The organism is Streptomyces sp. MJM8645, assembly GCF_001625365.1.
GTDB lineage: Bacteria > Actinomycetota > Actinomycetes > Streptomycetales > Streptomycetaceae > Kitasatospora.
This window is the reverse complement of sequence record NZ_LJJF01000001.1, coordinates 5292347-5307362: the sequence shown is the minus strand read 5'-3', so window position 1 is coordinate 5307362 and position 15016 is coordinate 5292347. Positions and strand designations below refer to the sequence as shown.

General features: G+C 73.0%; 13 protein-coding genes. 8 read left to right on the top strand and 5 right to left on the bottom strand.

All coding sequences use genetic code 11. From position 1 onward, the window contains the following. The first annotated feature begins 64 nt into the window (after positions 1-64). Positions 65-847: a TIGR04222 domain-containing membrane protein gene (locus tag A6F73_RS22780; protein WP_063349480.1), complete on the top strand. Its 783-nt coding sequence runs from the start codon at positions 65-67 to the stop codon at positions 845-847. Between the two features lie 52 nt (positions 848-899). Here the strand turns inward: A6F73_RS22780 and hemQ are convergent, their stop codons facing one another. Genes hemQ through A6F73_RS22765 form a run of 3 tightly spaced genes read right to left on the bottom strand, consistent with a single transcriptional unit; the run spans position 900 to position 3659 of the window. Then, positions 900-1625 carry a hydrogen peroxide-dependent heme synthase gene (hemQ, locus tag A6F73_RS22775; protein ID WP_063349479.1) on the bottom strand — a complete coding sequence of 242 codons (726 nt, stop codon included), beginning with the start codon at positions 1623-1625 and terminating at the stop codon, positions 900-902. Further along, positions 1622-3055, bottom strand: a complete 1434-nt coding sequence (hemG, locus tag A6F73_RS22770) for a protoporphyrinogen oxidase (protein WP_063349478.1) — start codon at positions 3053-3055, stop codon at positions 1622-1624. The genes hemQ and hemG overlap by 4 nt, the downstream gene beginning before the upstream one ends. Before the next feature lie 34 nt (positions 3056-3089). Next, positions 3090-3659 carry a Uma2 family endonuclease gene (locus A6F73_RS22765; protein WP_063349477.1) on the bottom strand — a complete coding sequence of 190 codons (570 nt, stop codon included), beginning with the start codon at positions 3657-3659 and terminating at the stop codon, positions 3090-3092. Between the two features lie 65 nt (positions 3660-3724). Here A6F73_RS22765 and A6F73_RS22760 point away from each other — a divergent pair, with 65 nt between their 5' ends. Then, positions 3725-4177 (top strand): DUF523 domain-containing protein, encoded by a 453-nt coding sequence (locus A6F73_RS22760; RefSeq protein ID WP_063349476.1) that lies wholly within the window; start codon positions 3725-3727, stop codon positions 4175-4177. 88 nt (positions 4178-4265) lie between these two features. Next, a complete protein-coding gene (locus A6F73_RS22755; protein WP_159398518.1) occupies positions 4266-5237 on the top strand; it encodes a DUF4349 domain-containing protein in 972 nt (323 codons plus the stop codon). Positions 5238-5304: 67 nt separating this feature from the next. Here A6F73_RS22755 and hemE read toward each other — a convergent pair whose 3' ends face one another. Next, positions 5305-6318, bottom strand: coding sequence for a uroporphyrinogen decarboxylase (gene hemE, locus A6F73_RS22750; RefSeq protein WP_244293679.1), 1014 nt, complete (start codon positions 6316-6318; stop codon positions 5305-5307). Positions 6319-6554: 236 nt separating this feature from the next. Between hemE and A6F73_RS22745 the strand changes: the two genes are divergently transcribed. The 5 genes from A6F73_RS22745 to A6F73_RS22725 all read left to right on the top strand — a co-directional run bounded on the left by A6F73_RS22745 (position 6555) and on the right by A6F73_RS22725 (position 13295). Beyond that, positions 6555-7217, top strand: coding sequence for a DUF3000 domain-containing protein (locus A6F73_RS22745; protein ID WP_063349473.1), 663 nt, complete (start codon positions 6555-6557; stop codon positions 7215-7217). A gap of 320 nt (positions 7218-7537) precedes the next feature. Further along, a complete protein-coding gene (locus A6F73_RS22740; RefSeq protein ID WP_063349472.1) occupies positions 7538-8272 on the top strand; it encodes a response regulator transcription factor in 735 nt (244 codons plus the stop codon). Between the two features lie 163 nt (positions 8273-8435). Beyond that, positions 8436-9680: a ribonuclease D gene (locus A6F73_RS22735; protein ID WP_063349471.1), complete on the top strand. Its 1245-nt coding sequence runs from the start codon at positions 8436-8438 to the stop codon at positions 9678-9680. A 238-nt stretch (positions 9681-9918) separates the two neighbouring features. Further along, positions 9919-11163 (top strand): acetyl-CoA C-acyltransferase, encoded by a 1245-nt coding sequence (locus A6F73_RS22730; protein WP_063349470.1) that lies wholly within the window; start codon positions 9919-9921, stop codon positions 11161-11163. Between the two features lie 2 nt (positions 11164-11165). Continuing rightward, complete coding sequence (locus A6F73_RS22725) at positions 11166-13295, top strand: 3-hydroxyacyl-CoA dehydrogenase NAD-binding domain-containing protein (RefSeq protein WP_063349469.1); 2130 nt, start codon at positions 11166-11168, stop codon at positions 13293-13295. Between the two features lie 77 nt (positions 13296-13372). Here A6F73_RS22725 and A6F73_RS22720 read toward each other — a convergent pair whose 3' ends face one another. Continuing rightward, entirely contained in the window at positions 13373-14902 is a 1530-nt protein-coding gene (locus A6F73_RS22720; RefSeq protein WP_244293472.1) for a glycosyltransferase family 39 protein, read from the bottom strand. Positions 14903-15016 lie beyond the last annotated feature (114 nt).

Genomic DNA, 15016 nt, shown 5'->3' with positions numbered 1-15016 from the left:
CAGTTCGGTATCGCGGTCCGGGAAGCCGTTCCCCGCGCCGTCGGCCCAGGCATACAACAAGCCCATGTGGTTGCTGTTCCTGATACCGGCGTGCGTCGCGGCGGTCCTCTCGTGTCTCCGGCTCGTCCGGACGACCGCCACCGCCGACGCCCTGGCCGAGGCGGACGGTCTGCGCCCGCCCGAGGCCGTCGGGATCGGGCTGTACGAGACGGCCTACCTGGCCGGCGGCCCGGACCGGGTGGTCGAACTCGCCCTCGTCCTGATGACCGGCCGGGGCCGGCTGCACCTGGCGCACACCGGCTGGACGACGGTGGTCGACCCCCGGGGCCGCAGCCGCCTGGAACGCGCGGTCATCGTCACCGTCGGCCCCGACGGCCAGTGCCGCACCGACGGGCTGCGCCAGGCGATGGCCGAGCACCCGACCGTCCTGGAGATCGGCGCCCGGCTCTCGCTGGCCGGCCTGGCCACCCCGGCCCTGGTCCAGCGCAGCACCGTCCTGGTGGTCCGGCAGGTGCGGCACGCACTGCTGCTGACGCTCCTCCTGCTGGCCGCCGCGCTGGCCCTCACCGGCTTCACCGGCGGTGACACCGTCGCCCCGCTCGCCTGGTTCTCGCTGCCGCTGGTGCTCACCTCGGGCACCCTGCTGATGGCCCGGGTCGACGTCTACCCCTACACCCGCTGGGCGTCCCCGGTCGGCCAGGAGGTGCTGCGCGAGGTCCGCCCGGCCCGCCAGCACGGCCTCGCCGACGACGAGGAGCGCGAACTGCTCACCGCCGTCGCCATGAACGGCCCCGCCGTCCTCCCCGACCCCCGCCTGCGCGCCGCCCTCCGCCCCCACCGGACGTGACACGCGAAACGGGGCCCGCCGAAGCGGACCCCGTTCACCGATCCCGCGGAACTCAGGCCAGGCCGTTGAGCAGCTCGCTGACCGGCTTGCGGCGGCCGGTGAAGAACGGCACCTCCTCGCGGACGTGCAGCCGGGCCCGGGAGGGGCGCAGGTCGCGCATCAGGTCGACGATGCGGTGCAGCTCGTCCGCCTCGAAGGCGAGCAGCCACTCGTAGTCGCCGAGCGCGAACGAGGCCACCGTGTTGGCCCGCACGTCCGGGTAGCCGCGGGCCATCTGGCCGTGCTCGGAGAGCATCGCGCGCCGCTCGGCGTCCGGCAGCAGGTACCACTCGTAGGAGCGGACGAACGGGTACACGCAGACGTAGTCGCGCGCGCGCTCGTCGGCGAGGAACGCCGGGATGTGCGACTTGTTGAACTCGGCGGGGCGGTGCAGCGCCATGTTGGACCAGACCGGCTCCAGCTGGCGGCCGAGGCCCGTGCGGCGGAAGCGGTTGTACGCCTCCTGCAAGTCGTCCGAGTCCTCGGCGTGCCACCAGACCATGAGGTCGGCGTCCGCGCGCAGACCGGACACGTCGTACGTGCCGCGCACCGTGACGTCCTTCGCGGCCAACTGGGCGAACAGCTCGTCCACCTCGGCGGCCAGCGCCGTGCGGTCCTCGGGCAGCGTGCCCTTGAGCTTGAACACCGACCACATGGTGTAGCGGATGACCTGGTTCAGGTCGCGCGCCTTCTTCTTCTCGGGCTGCTGCTCCGGCTGCCGCTCAACGGTCTCAGTCATGCGCCCATTGTCCTCTCCGTGGAACCTTCCCCGGTTGCCGGGGTCAACAGTTTGTCGAGGGCCGCCACCGCGGCGGCCGCCGAGCCGATGCAGGCCGGAATGCCGACCCCGTCGTACGCGGCGCCGCACAGCGCCAGTCCCCCCACCCCGGCGGCCGCCGCCCGAATCCGGGCCACCCGGTCCAGGTGGCCCACCGGGTACTGCGGCAGACCCGCCCGGAAGCGCGAGACGGCGGTGTCGTACGGCCGGGCGGTCAGGCCGATCGCCTCCCCGAGGTCCGCCAGCGAGCGGGCCACCAACTCCTCGTCCGGCAGCTCCAGCGCCTCCTCCTCGCGGTAGCGGCCCAGCGAGGTGCGCAGCAGGAACGCGTCCGGGGCGGAACGCTCCAGCCAGCCCCACTTGTTGGAGGAGAAGGTCGATGCCTTGATCCGCCGCCCGTCCACCGGCGGCACCAGGAACCCGCTGCCGGCCGGCGGCTCCGCCAGGTCGGCCCGGCGGAACGCCAGGGTCACCAGCGCCATGCCCGCGTACTCGACGGCGTCCAGCTCGGCGGCCGCCGCCGGCGCGTCCGCGCGCAGCAGCCGGGCCGCGGCCGGCGCCGGGACGGCCAGCACCACGGCGTCCGCGTGCAGCACCTCGCCGCCGCCGGTCACCACCCGCCAGCCCCCGGGGGTGCGGTGCAGCCCGTCCACCGCCGTACCGGTGCGCAGGTCCACGCCCGCCTTCCGGCAGGCGGCGGCGACGGCCTCCGGCAGGGTGCCGAGCCCGCCGCGCAGGCCCTGGAACACCGGGGTGCCGACCACCTTCGGCCGCGAGGCCAGCTCGTGCACCCCGTCGACCAGCGAGCCGCCTCCCCGCGCGATCGCCAGCAGCTGCGGCACGGCGGCGCGCAGCGAGATCTCCTCGGCCCGCCCGGCGTAGACGCCGCCCAGCAGCGGCTCGACCAGCCGGTCCACCACCTCCTGGCCCAGCCGGTCGGCGACGTAGCGGCCGATCGCCACGTCGTCCCCGACCTCGGTGGCGCCCTCGTGCCGGGCCCGCTCCAGCCCCTCGGCGGTGAGCACCCCGGAGGCCGCCAGCGCGTCCAGATCGCCCGGGACGCCCATCACCTGCCCGCCCGGCAGCGGGCGCAGCGCGCCCCGCGTCCAGATCGAGGCCTTCGCGGTGGTCGGCGGCTCCAACTCCTCGCCCAGACCGACCGCCCGGGCCAGCTCCACCGCCTCCGGCCGCCGCGCGAGCATCGACTCGGCCCCCAGGTCCACCCGGACCCCGCCGACCTCGCCGCCCCGCAGCTTCCCGCCGACCCGCTCCGACGCCTCCAGCAGCGTCACCCGCGCCCGCACCGGCCCCCCGGCGGCCCCGCTCAGAAAAGCGGCCGCAGCCAGCCCCGCGATCCCACCACCGACGACGACGACCTGTGCATCCGACATGCCTCGCAGTCTCGCAGGTCTTTACACCGGGCCCTCAATCCGCTGCACGCCGGCCACTCGGCACCAGCCCGTCCAGATCGATCGCGATCGGGAACGGCACCCGGCGTTCGAGTTTGCCGCGAAAGATCCCGGCCGGGACGTAGGAGGACGTCGCCGGCTCCAGCTCGAAGACGTGCACGACCGGCAGGCCGTCCTCCTCCTCGACGATCCAGTAGTGCGGGATCCCGGCCTCGGCGTACTTGCGGACCTTGACCGTACGGTCGCGGTGCGCGGACTCCGGGGAGACGACCTCGACCACGAGCGGGACCTCGCCGGGCGCGAACCAGGTCCGATCGGGGTCGAAGTCCGCATCGGTAACCAGCACATCCGACTCCAGGCGGCTGCGCCGGTCCAGCGTGATCGTCATGCCCCCGGTCGCCCGCTGCCCGGCCGGCACCAGCCCGTCCAGTGCTGCGGTCAGCTGCGACCCGACATGGCTGTGCCAGAACGACTGGGGCCTGCTGCGGAAGACCAGGGCGCCGTCGATGAGTTCGGTGTGCTTGGGCGCATCGGGCAGGTGTTCGAGATCCTCGGCGAACCAGCCCTCGACTCGGGGTGCGTACATCCACTCCGGCAGCTCATCCCTGGCCCCAACGTAGCGAATCGGGCACGCCCCGTAAGGTTCGGTCCATGGAACCGATCGTGGTGAGTGCGTGTCTGGCCGGGGTGCCGTGTCGGTACGACGGGCGGGCGAAGACCTCGCCGGACGTGGTGGGGCTGGTCGAGGCGGGGCGGGCGGTGGTGGTGTGCCCGGAGGGGGCGGGCGGGCTGCCGACCCCGCGGCCCGCGGCGGAGATCGTGGGCGGGGACGGCGCGGACGTGCTGGACGGGCGGGCCCGGGTGGTGGACGCGACGGGCGCGGACTGTACGGCGGAGTTCGTGGCCGGGGCCCGGGCGGCGCTGGCGGCGGCCGAGGCCGCGGGGGCGCGGCGGGCGGTGCTGATGGCGCGCAGCCCGTCCTGCGGCTGCGAGCGGGTGTACGACGGGACGTTCACCGGGGAGCTGCGCCCCGGGGACGGGGTGACGGCGGCGCTGCTGCGGCGGGCGGGCATCGAGGTTGTCCGGTCCGCTGCCGAGCTGTGATCGAGTCGCGACCTTCCGACGGGGTCCGCCCGGGGCGTTCCTTCGTCCAATGGGGAGATCTCACAACGGACTTGGGGAGGGCTTCGGAATGGGGAGACGGGCAGGGGCGGGGGCGCTGGCGGTAGCGACCGCGGGCGTGCTGCTGGTCGGGGCGTGCAGCGCAGGCGGTGCGGACCGGGCGGGGGAGGCGGCGAAGGCGGACGCCGTCGCACCGGCGGCACCGGCGGCACCGGCGGCCGCGCCGAGCGCCGCCGGGACGGCGCCGGCGGCGGGGGCGAGTGCCCAGCCGGTCGCGGACAACCGGCTGATCGCGTACACCGCGCAGTTGACGCTGCGGACCGGGGACGTCGCCCAGGTGCTGGCGAAGGCCCGGGAGTTGACGACGGCCGCGGGCGGCTACGTCGGCGCCGAGTCGGTCTCCGGCGCGGTGGAGGGCGGGCCGGGGAGCACGGCGGGGGGCGAGGCGGGCGGCCAGCTGACGCTGAGGATCCCCTCCGCCGCGTACCAGCAGACGCTGGACCAGCTGGCCGCGCTGGGCCAGGTGGTGTCCCGCAGGAGCCAGGCGGACGACCTGACCCAGCAGGTCGCGGACGTGGCGAGCCGGGTGCAGACCCAGCAGGCGAGCGTGGAGCGGGTGCGGGCCCTGATGGGGCAGGCGAAGTCGCTGAGCGAGGTGACCACGCTGGAGGCCGAGTTGAGCCGCCGGGAGGCCGATCTGGAGTCGCTGCAGAAGCAGCAGAAGGAGCTGGCCGGCAAGACCTCGCTCTCGACCGTCACGCTGGACGTGCGCCGTACGGCCGCCTCGCCGACGCCCACCCCGGGACCGCCGAAGGGTGGCGGCGAGGGCTTCGGGGCGTCGGTCGGCTCCGCGCTGGGCGGCGGCTGGCACGTACTGGTGGCGATCGTGCGCGCCCTGGCGGTGGGGCTCGCGGCGGTGGCGCCGTTCCTGCTGGTGCTGGGCGTCCCGGGGGCGCTGCTGTACCGGCTGTGGCGCCGGCGCCGCCCGGCGGCCGCGCCGCCCCCGAAGTCCGGCCCGCAGGAAGGACCCGCGGAGGACTGAACGAGGACTGAGCGAGGACTGAACACGGCGGGCTCCCTCCCGGCCGGGAGGGAGCCCGCCGCCGGGGTCAGCGGGCGCTGGCCTCGTGGACGAAGGCGACGAGACGGGAGAGGGCGTCCGGGTCCATGGACGGCAGGACGCCGTGGCCGAGGTTGAAGATGTGGCCGCTGGTGCCGAGGGCCTGGGCGGCGTGCAGCACCTCGCGGGCCTTGGTCTCGACGACCTTGGTGGGCGCGAACAGCACGGCCGGGTCGAGGTTGCCCTGGAGGCCCTTGCCGGGGCCGACCCGCTCGGCCGCGACGTTCAGCGGCACCCGCCAGTCGACGCCGACGATGTCCGCGCCGGCCTGGCCCATCAGGCCGAGGAGTTCGCCGGTGCCGACGCCGAAGTGGATCCGCGGCACGCCGTAGGAGGCGACGGCGTCGAAGACCTTGGTGCTGGACGGCATGACCGAGCGGCGGTAGTCGTCGGGGGCGAGCGAGCCGACCCAGGAGTCGAAGAGCTGGACGGCCGAGGCGCCGGCCTCGATCTGCACCTTCAGGAAGGTGGAGGTGATGTCGGCGAGCCGGTCGACCAGGGCGGCCCACAGCTCGGGCTGCCCGTACATCATGGCCTTGGTGTGCTCGTGGTTCTTGGACGGGCCGCCCTCGACCAGGTAGCTGGCCAGCGTGTAGGGGGCGCCGGCGAAGCCGATCAGCGGGGTCTCGCCGAGTTCGTCCACCAGCAGGCCGACGGCCTCGGTGATGTAGGGGACGTCGTCGGGCTCCAGCGGGCGCAGCCGCTTGAGGTCCTCGGCGGTGCGGATCGGGTCGGCGATGACCGGGCCGACGTTGGGCTTGATCTCGACGTCGATGCCGACGGCCTTGAGCGGCACCACGATGTCGCTGAAGAAGATCGCCGCGTCCACCTTGTGCCGGCGGACCGGCTGGAGGGTGATCTCCTTGACCAGCTCGGGCCGCATGCAGGACTCCAGCATGGGGATGCCCTCGCGGACCTTCAGGTACTCCGGCAGCGAGCGGCCGGCCTGGCGCATGAACCACACCGGGGTGTGCGGCACGGGCTCGTGCCGGCAGGCGCGCAGGAACGCGGAGTCGTGCGCGGCGCCGCGGCGCGCGGGGGTGGGCCGGCCGTCGGGGGTGGCCGCCGTGGTGTCTGCCGTAGTCTCGCTCACGGTCCAAATCTTCGCATGCGCCTCGGGGCGCTCTTCCCGGCCGGTCTCGTCGGTTCCTCCAAGATCTGGCCGGGTTTGCCGTTCCGGCACGCCGCTCGGACGGAAGTTGCGGCCTTAACCGCGGTTTTCGACCTAGTCTTCGGGTCATGGCAGCGGTCGGCGGGCACCCCGCGCAGGGTGGCGGAGCAGGTGGCGGAACAGGTCGGGAGGGGGCTCCGAGCGAGTTCCGGGCCGCCGTGGAGGCCCTCGACGGCGCCCGGCTGCGGCCCGAGATCCAGCTCTCCCCCGCGCCGGCCCCGCGCCGGCTGGCCCCGTACGCGTTCGCGGTGACCGCCTCGGTGGAGGTGGACGGCGAGGAGCTGGCGGACGGCCGGCTGGTGCTGCTGTACGACCCGGCCGGGCAGGAGGCCTGGAACGGGGAGTTCCGGGTGGTGACGATGACCCGGGCGGAGCTGGAGCCGGAGATGGCCGGCGACCCGATGCTCTCGGAGGTCGGCTGGGCCTGGCTGCTGGACTCGCTGCAGGCGCACGGGGCCGGGTACGCGGAGCCGTCCGGCACGGTGAGCCACTGCGCCTCGCAGTACTTCGGCGGGCTGGCGGACCGCCCGTCCTCGACCGAGATCGAGATCCGGGCCTCCTGGACGCCGGCCGACGGCCGGTTCGAGCGGCACCTGGCGGCCTGGGGGGACCTGCTGTGCATCAGCGCCGGCCTGCCGCCGGCCTCGCCGGCCCCGCAGGCGCCGGCCGATGTGCCGTCACTCGGTGGGGTGGTCCCGATGCCCGCGCGGCGGCGTCCTCGTTCGCACTGAGGAGTGGCGCCCCGGGCCGGGCGGCCCCGGCGGCCCCGATGCCACCCCCAGGGCTGACGGAGTGTGACTTCGATCCCGCTCTGGGTCAATTAACCGGTTGAAACCGACCGATCAGCACCAGATCTGATCGATTTTGTGCGAATTCATGACGGGTCGCATCACTCATATGCGCGATTTGTCCGTATTGTTACTCACTAGATCGTGATCTTTCGCTAAAGCCGGGCACGGTAGCTGCCGAAGCAGACTGTGACCCTTTCCGAACGCGGAACACTCCGACCGCCCCCTCGGGGTTCCGTCCGCCACTCCCCGCAGGAGGCCTGGTGTCGGTCCTTCTTGAGCACCCCGCAAACGTGGTCGCCTACCGGCCGACCAAGCCCACCGCCATGGTGGTCATCGCCGATCCCCGTGTCCGAAACACCGTCACCCGCCATCTGTGGGCGCTCGGCGTCCGAGACGTGATCGAAGTGTCCTCGATCGCCGAGGCCCGCCCCCGGGTCTCCACCCCGCGCGACATCTGCGTCGCCGACGTACACCTGCCGGACGGCTCCGGCCTGACCATCCTCGCCGAGACCCGCGCCGCGGGCTGGCCCAACGGCCTGGCCCTGTCCGCCGCCGACGACATCGGCGCCGTGCGCAGCGCGCTGGCCGGCGGCGTCAAGGGATACGTCGTCACGGGCACCCGCACCAACGTGGCGATGCCCGGCCGCCCGGGCCTGCCGCTCGGCGCCGCCGGGCTGGCCGGGCGGATGCGCCGCCCCGGCATGCCGGGCATGCCGGGCGCCGTGGGTGCGCCGGGCGCCCACGGAACCCACGGAGCCCCCGGTGCACCCGGTGCGCCGGGCACGCAGCAGTCCGCCTACCGCGAGCTGTCGGGCCGTGAGGTCGAGGTGCTGCGGCTGGTCGCCGAAGGACAGTCGAACAAGGCGATCGGGGTGGCGATGGGCCTGTCGGCACTCACCGTCAAGAGCCACCTCGCCCGGATCGCCCGCAAGCTGGGCACCGGCGACCGCGCCGGGATGGTCGCGGTCGCGCTGCGCACCGGCATCATCCACTGAGTCCTCGGACGGCCCCGCCACGGCGGCCGAGGAGGAACGTTTCCTCCTCGGCCGCCGTAGCCGTGCCCCTCGGCCACCGCCCGGGCCCCGTGGCATAGTCACGGACCCGGTCTGACCAGTCCGACAACACTCCCGGCCGCGAGGACCGTCGTACCCTTGGTGGGTGACCGACGCCGTAGCAGCCATCCCAGAAGAAGCAGCCCCGGTCCCGCTCCTCGAACCGAAGGAGGGGATCCCGCCCGTCGTGGCGGACGAGCAGGCGCTGGCCGCCACCGTCGCCGCCTTCGCCGGGGGCACCGGACCGGTCGCCGTCGACGCCGAGCGGGCCTCCGGCTACCGCTACGGCCAGCGCGCGTACCTCATCCAGCTGCGCCGCGTGGGCGCCGGCAGTGCGCTGATCGACCCGATCGCCTGCCCCGACCTCAGCGGCCTGGGCGATGCCCTCGCCGACACCGAATGGGTGGTGCACGCGGCCACCCAGGACCTGCCCTGCCTGGCCGAGGTCGGCATGAGACCCCGGCAGCTGTTCGACACCGAGCTGGCCGGGCGGATCGCCGGCTTCGCCCGGGTCGGCCTCGGGCCGATGACCGAGAGCGTGCTCGGGCTGAGCCTGGCCAAGGAGCACTCCGCGGTCGACTGGTCCACCCGCCCGCTGCCCGAGCCGTGGCTGCGCTACGCCGCTCTGGACGTCGAGGTGCTGGTCGAGCTGCGCGACGCACTCGAACAGGAGCTGGACGCCCAGGGCAAGCTCGGCTGGGCGCTGGAGGAGTTCGCGGCGATCGCCGCCGCACCGCGCCCGGCACCGCGCACCGACCCGTGGCGCCGCACCTCGCAGCTGCACAAGGTCCGCCGGCGCCGCCAGCTGGCCGTGGTGCGCGAGCTGTGGCTGGCCCGGGACCGGCTGGCGCAGGAGCGCGACGTCTCGCCGGGCCGGGTGCTCTCGGACGCCGCGATCGTCAACGCCGCGCTGGCCATGCCGCTGAACATCGCCGCGCTGCAGGGCGTCCAGGGCTTCGGGCCGCGGGTCCACCGGCGCCAGCTGGAGCAGTGGCTGGCGGCCGTCCAGCGGGGCCGGGAAGTCCCGGAGAACCAGCTGCCGCCGGCCTCCGCGCCGCACGACGGGCCGCCGCCGCCGCGGGCCTGGGCCGAGAAGGACCCGGTGGCCGCCGCCCGGCTGTCCGGGGCGCGCGCCGCGGTCGCGGACCTCGCCGAGCGGCACAACCTGCCGGCCGAGAACCTGATCACCCCGGACCTGGTGCGCCGGGTCTCCTGGGAGCCGCCGGCCGATCCGGCCGCCATGGGCGTGGCCGCCGCACTGCGCCGGCTCGGCGCCCGGCAGTGGCAGGTCGACCTGGTGGCGCCGGTGATGGCCACCGCGTTCGCCGAGGCCGCGGCCGCCCAGGACTGACCCGGGGCGTGTCCGGAGGGGGCGCCGTCCTTGTGACGGCGCCCCCTTCGGCGTATCCGGGGTCCGTCTTTCGAACCCCGCCGGTCGGACGTGTCGCGGGACACACGGGGTGAACCCTCCGTGAGGCCTGGGCAGGTTGGTTACCGACCGGTAGCATGGCGGTGGAGCGGCGCCGCTCGGGTCTTCACCGGCGGCAGCCTGCCCACCTCAAATGTTGGTCCCTGGGAGGAGAGCCCCCGTGCCTCGTACCGCGAGGGACGTCGTCTTCGTCGATGGCGTCCGCACCCCGTTCGGCAAGGCCGGCCCGAAGGGCATCTACCACGAGACGCGCGCCGACGACCTGGTCGTCAAGTGCATCCGGGAGCTCGTGCGCCGTAACCCGAACCTGCCCGTCGAGCGCATCGACGAGGTCGCCATCGCGGCCACCACGCAGATCGGCGACCAGGGTCTGACCATCGGGCGCACCGCCGCCCTGCTGTCCGGCCTGCCCAAGTCCGTCCCCGGCTACTCGATCGACCGCATGTGCGCCGGTGCGCTCACGGCCGTGACCGCCACCGCCGGCGGCATCGCCTTCGGCGCGTACGACGTGGTCGTGGCCGGCGGCGTCGAGCACATGGGCCGCCACCCGATGGGCGAGGGCGTCGACCCGAACCCGCGCTTCGTCTCCGAGAAGCTGGTCGACGAGTCCGCCCTGTTCATGGGCATGACCGCGGAGAACCTGCACGACCGGTTCCCGCACCTGACCAAGGAGCGCTGCGACGCCTACGCCGTGCGCTCGCAGGAGAAGGCCGCCAAGGCGTACGCCAACGGCGACATCCAGCCCGACCTGGTGCCGATCTCGATCCGCAACACCAACCCCGAGGTCGGCGAGACCGGCTGGGGCCTGGCCACCGTGGACGAGCCGATGCGCCCGGGCACCACGATGGAGAGCCTGGCCGGCCTGAAGACCCCCTTCCGCCCGCACGGCAACATCACCGCGGGCAACTCGGCCGGCCTCAACGACGGCGCCACCGCCTCGCTGCTGGCCGCCGAGGACGTCGCCGAGGAGCTCGGCCTCCCGGTCAAGATGCGCCTGGTCTCCTACGCCTTCGCGGGCGTGGAGCCCGAGGTCATGGGCATCGGCCCGGTGCCGGCCACCGAGAAGGCGCTGGCCAAGGCCGGTCTGACCATCGACGACATCCAGGCCTTCGAGGTCAACGAGGCCTTCGCCGTCCAGGTGCTGTCCTTCCTGGACCACTACGGCATCGCGGACGACGACGAGCGGGTCAACCCGTACGGCGGTGCGATCGCCTTCGGCCACCCGCTGGCCTCCTCCGGCGTGCGCCTGATGAACCAGCTGGCCCGCCGCTTCGAGCAGCGCCCGGACGTCCGCTACGGCCTCACCACGATGTGCATCGGGTTCGGTATGGGCGGGACCGTCATCTGGGAGAACCCGCACTGGAGCGGAGCGGAAAAGTCGTCCGAGCTCGAGGGTGGTAAGTGAACATGACGAGCACCACTGAGCTGCTGCAGCACGGCGCCGAACTGTTCCCGGGCGAGGTCGTCACGACCGCGCACGTGCGCCACCTGGACCTGCCGCTGCAGGCCGGCAAGCTGGCCCTGATCACCCTGGACAACGGCTTCGACCACACCAAGCCGACCACCTTCGGCCCGGGCTCGCTGCTGAAGCTGTCCGCCGCGCTGGACCAGGTCGAGGCCGAGGCCGCCGAGGGCAAGGTCGTCGCCGTCGCCGTCACCGGCAAGCCGTTCATCTTCGCGGTCGGCGCCGACCTCAAGGGCGTCGAGCTGCTCAAGGAGCACGCGGACGCGCTGGCCATCGGCAAGGGCGGCCACGAGGTCTTCAAGCGGATCGCCGCGCTGCCCGTCCCCTCCTTCGCCTTCTACAACGGCGCGGCGATGGGCGGCGGCGTCGAGGTCGGCCTGCACGCCACCTACCGCACGGTCAGCGCGGGCGTCCCGGCGTTCTCGCTGCCGGAGGTCTTCCTGGGCCTCGTCCCCGGCTGGGGCGGCTGCACCCTGCTGCCGAACCTGATCGGCCCCTCGAAGGCGATCAAGGTCATCATCGAGAACTCGATGAACCAGAACAAGCAGCTCAAGGGCAAGGACGTGTTCGAGCTGGGGATCGCCGACGCGATCTTCGAGCCGGCCGACTTCCTGGAGCAGTCGCTGCTGTGGGCCGCCAAGGTCCTCAAGGGCGACGTCGTCGTCGAGCGCGAGGAGATCGACCGCGGCAAGGCCTGGGACGACGCCGTCGCCTGGGGCCGCCTGGTCGCCGACGCCAAGGTGCACGGCGCCGCGCCGGCCGCCTACAAGGCGCTGGACATCATCCAGCAGGTCAAGGACTCCGACCTCCAGGCCGGCTTCGACGCCGAGGACGCCGCCCTGGCCGACCTCATCATGAGCGGCGAGCTGCGCAGCGGCATCTACGCCTTCAACCTGGTGCAGCGCCGGGCCAAGCGCCCGGTCGGCGCGCCGGACAAGTCGCTGGCCCGCCAGGTCAACAAGGTCGGCGTCGTCGGCGCCGGTCTGATGGCCTCGCAGCTGGCGCTGCTGTTCGCCCGCCGTCTGGAGGTGCCGGTGGTCCTCACCGACATCGACCAGGAGCGCGTCGACAAGGGCGTCGGCTACGTCCACGCCGAGATCGACAAGCTGCTCGGCAAGGGCCGGATCGGCCAGGACAAGGCCAACCGTCTCAAGGGCCTGGTCAGCGGCTCGCTCGACAAGGCCGCCGCCTTCGGCGACGCGGACTTCGTGATCGAGGCCGTGTTCGAGGAGATGGGCGTCAAGCAGACCGTCTTCGCGGACCTGGAGAACGTGGTCTCGCCGACCTGCGTGCTGGCGACCAACACCTCCTCGCTGTCGGTCACCGAGATGGCCTCGAAGCTGAAGCACCCCGAGCGGGTCGTCGGCTTCCACTTCTTCAACCCGGTCGCGATCCTGCCGCTGCTGGAGATCGTCCGCGGCGAGCAGACCGACGACGCCTCGCTGGCCACCGCCTTCGGCGTCTCGAAGAAGCTGAAGAAGACCTCGGTGCTGGTCAAGGACGCCCCGGCGTTCGTGGTGAACCGGATCCTGACCCGCTTCATGGGCGAGATCCAGACCATCATCGACGAGGGCACCCCGATCGCCACCGTCGAGAAGGGCGTCGAGCCGCTCGGCCTGCCGATGTCCCCGATCGTGCTGCTGGAGCTGGTCGGCCCGGCCATCGCGCTGCACGTCTCGGAGACCCTGCACGGCGCGTTCCCGGAGCGGTTCGCCGTCTCCGAGAACCTCGGCAAGGTGGTCAAGGCCGGCAAGCGCGGCTTCTACACCTGGGTGGACGGCAAGCAGGTCCTCGACCCCGAGGTGCTGGAGCTGCTGTCCTTCGGCGACACCGTGCTGACCGAGGAGCAGGTCCTGAACCGCTCCCTGGAGGCCGTGGCCCAGGAGATCGGCCTGATGCTGGAGGAGGGTGTCGTCGCCGAGGCGCAGGACATCGACCTCTGCATGATCACCGGCGCCGGCTGGCCCTTCCACCTGGGCGGGATCACCCCGTACCTGGACCGTGAGGGCGTCTCGGAGCGGGTGAACGGCAAGCGCTTCCTCGCCCCCGGCGTGGCCTCGGTGCCCGCGTAACGCGCAGCGCCACCGCATGCCGGAGCCCCGGTGACCTGGACGGTCACCGGGGCTCCGGCGTGTGCGGGGGGGGGTGGTCAGCTCTTCTTGAGGCGGTAGACCACGGTGTCGGCGAAGACGCCGACCATCTCGTAGTGGGTGTCCAGCAGGTTCTCGATCCGCGGGACCAGCACCGGCTGGTACGGGGCGATGCCGGAGTCGTCCACCACGACCTCGGGCAGGTTGTCGGCGAGCTCCTTGTCGAAGGTCTGCCAGGCGTTGCTGACGCTGAACTGCTCGCCCACGTTGGCGTTGCCGTCCTTGCCGCCGCTGTAGTTGGTCAGGAAGCCGGCGGTCAGGTAGCGGGTGGCGGGCTTTCGGTCGGCCAGCCAGTACAGCTCGGGGTGCATGCCCCAGACCAGGACGGTGTCCTTGGGGGTGGTCTGGGCGGCGACCGCGGTGGCGACCTCGGTGGTGCGGTTGAGCCGCTCCCCCGGCCAGGCCAGGGCCAGCGCCCAGAAGACCGTCGAGGCGACCGTGGTGTACACCAGGACGGGCTTCCAGCGGACCGCCGAGGTGGCCACCGCCCCGGTGCCCAGCAGCACCAGCGGGGGGATCAGCTGAAGGTAGTAGTGGCCGAAGAAGTGGAAGCCCACGCTGACCGCGACGACCGAGGACGCCAGCCAGACCCATAGGTCCCCGGTGGAGCCGTGCTCCTCCCCGGCGACGGGCAGCGGCCGGTGGCGGTGCTTGAGCCAGAGCCGGCGCCCGACCGGGAGCAGGAAGCCCAGCCCGGCCGCGACCAGGATGGCCGAGTTGCCGAGCGCGCGGCCGATCATCTGGAGCCAGGCGCCGCCGAAGGAGGCGTAGTCCCCGCTGCCGGTGACCACCCAGAACAGGAAGCCCTTGGGCTTGGTCAGGATGACCGCGACCAGCGCTATCGGCAGGATGAAGCCGAAGCCGATCTTGAACAGGGCGGGCGGCCAGCGCACCCCGCGCCGGCGGGCGTCCTGGAACAGCATCCAGAGCACCGGTAGCAGCACCGCGCCGCCGGTCTGCTTGGTCAGCGAGCAGAGCGCCACCGCGATGCCCGCGGCCAGCCAGCGGCGGCGCTCGGCGTACCGGAACGCGGCCACCATGGCGGGCAGCATGAAGACCTCGAAGGTCGCCGCCTGGGTGTCCTCCGGGGAGAGCCCGATGGAGACCAGCAGGTAGAGCAGTCCCGCGCCGGCCCCGGCCCGGTTGCCCCAGCGGCCGCGGGCGATGGACGCCAGCAGGATCGCGGTGACCAGGTGGGCGCCCACCGCCAGGGTGCGCAGCGGCCACAGCGAGGCGGAGCCGAAGATCGTGAAGCAGGCCTGGTAGAGCCAGGGGAGCAACGGCGGCTTGCGGTCCACCACGGTGTCGTACAGCACTCCGCCGTCGGCCAGCATCCGGGCCTGGGTGGCCAGGAACCCCTCGTCGGGGCTCCAGACGGGCCGGGCGAAGGACGGGATGTGGGTGAGCAGCGCGACCAGCGCGAGCACCGGCACCAGCCTCGTCCAGTACCCGGTCTGCACATGGGTACGGACGCGCTCGGGCAGGCGCTCGGCCAGTCCGGCGAGGCGGAAGCGGGTGGGGGTGGGCACGGATGACAACCTACCGGGCGGGATCGGCGCGGGCGGCGCCGGTCCCGCCTTTCGGTGCGATTGTCAGCTTGTTTCGTGACGAACTGTTACGGAGTTACGACGAACAGTCGTCGG

Bases quoted from the DNA above. Each gene is read 5' to 3' on its own strand.
- A6F73_RS22755 (WP_159398518.1), top strand. From the start codon at position 4,266: ATGGGGAGACGGGCAGGGGCGGGGGCGCTGGCGGTAGCGACCGCGGGC.
- A6F73_RS22760 (WP_063349476.1), top strand. From the start codon at position 3,725: ATGGAACCGATCGTGGTGAGTGCGTGTCTGGCCGGGGTGCCGTGTCGG.
- A6F73_RS22745 (WP_063349473.1), top strand. From the start codon at position 6,555: ATGGCAGCGGTCGGCGGGCACCCCGCGCAGGGTGGCGGAGCAGGTGGC.
- A6F73_RS22765 (WP_063349477.1), bottom strand. From the start codon at position 3,659: ATGTACGCACCCCGAGTCGAGGGCTGGTTCGCCGAGGATCTCGAACAC.
- hemQ (WP_063349479.1), bottom strand. From the start codon at position 1,625: ATGACTGAGACCGTTGAGCGGCAGCCGGAGCAGCAGCCCGAGAAGAAG.
- A6F73_RS22780 (WP_063349480.1), top strand. From the start codon at position 65: ATGTGGTTGCTGTTCCTGATACCGGCGTGCGTCGCGGCGGTCCTCTCG.
- A6F73_RS22725 (WP_063349469.1), top strand. From the start codon at position 11,166: ATGACGAGCACCACTGAGCTGCTGCAGCACGGCGCCGAACTGTTCCCG.
- hemG (WP_063349478.1), bottom strand. From the start codon at position 3,055: ATGTCGGATGCACAGGTCGTCGTCGTCGGTGGTGGGATCGCGGGGCTG.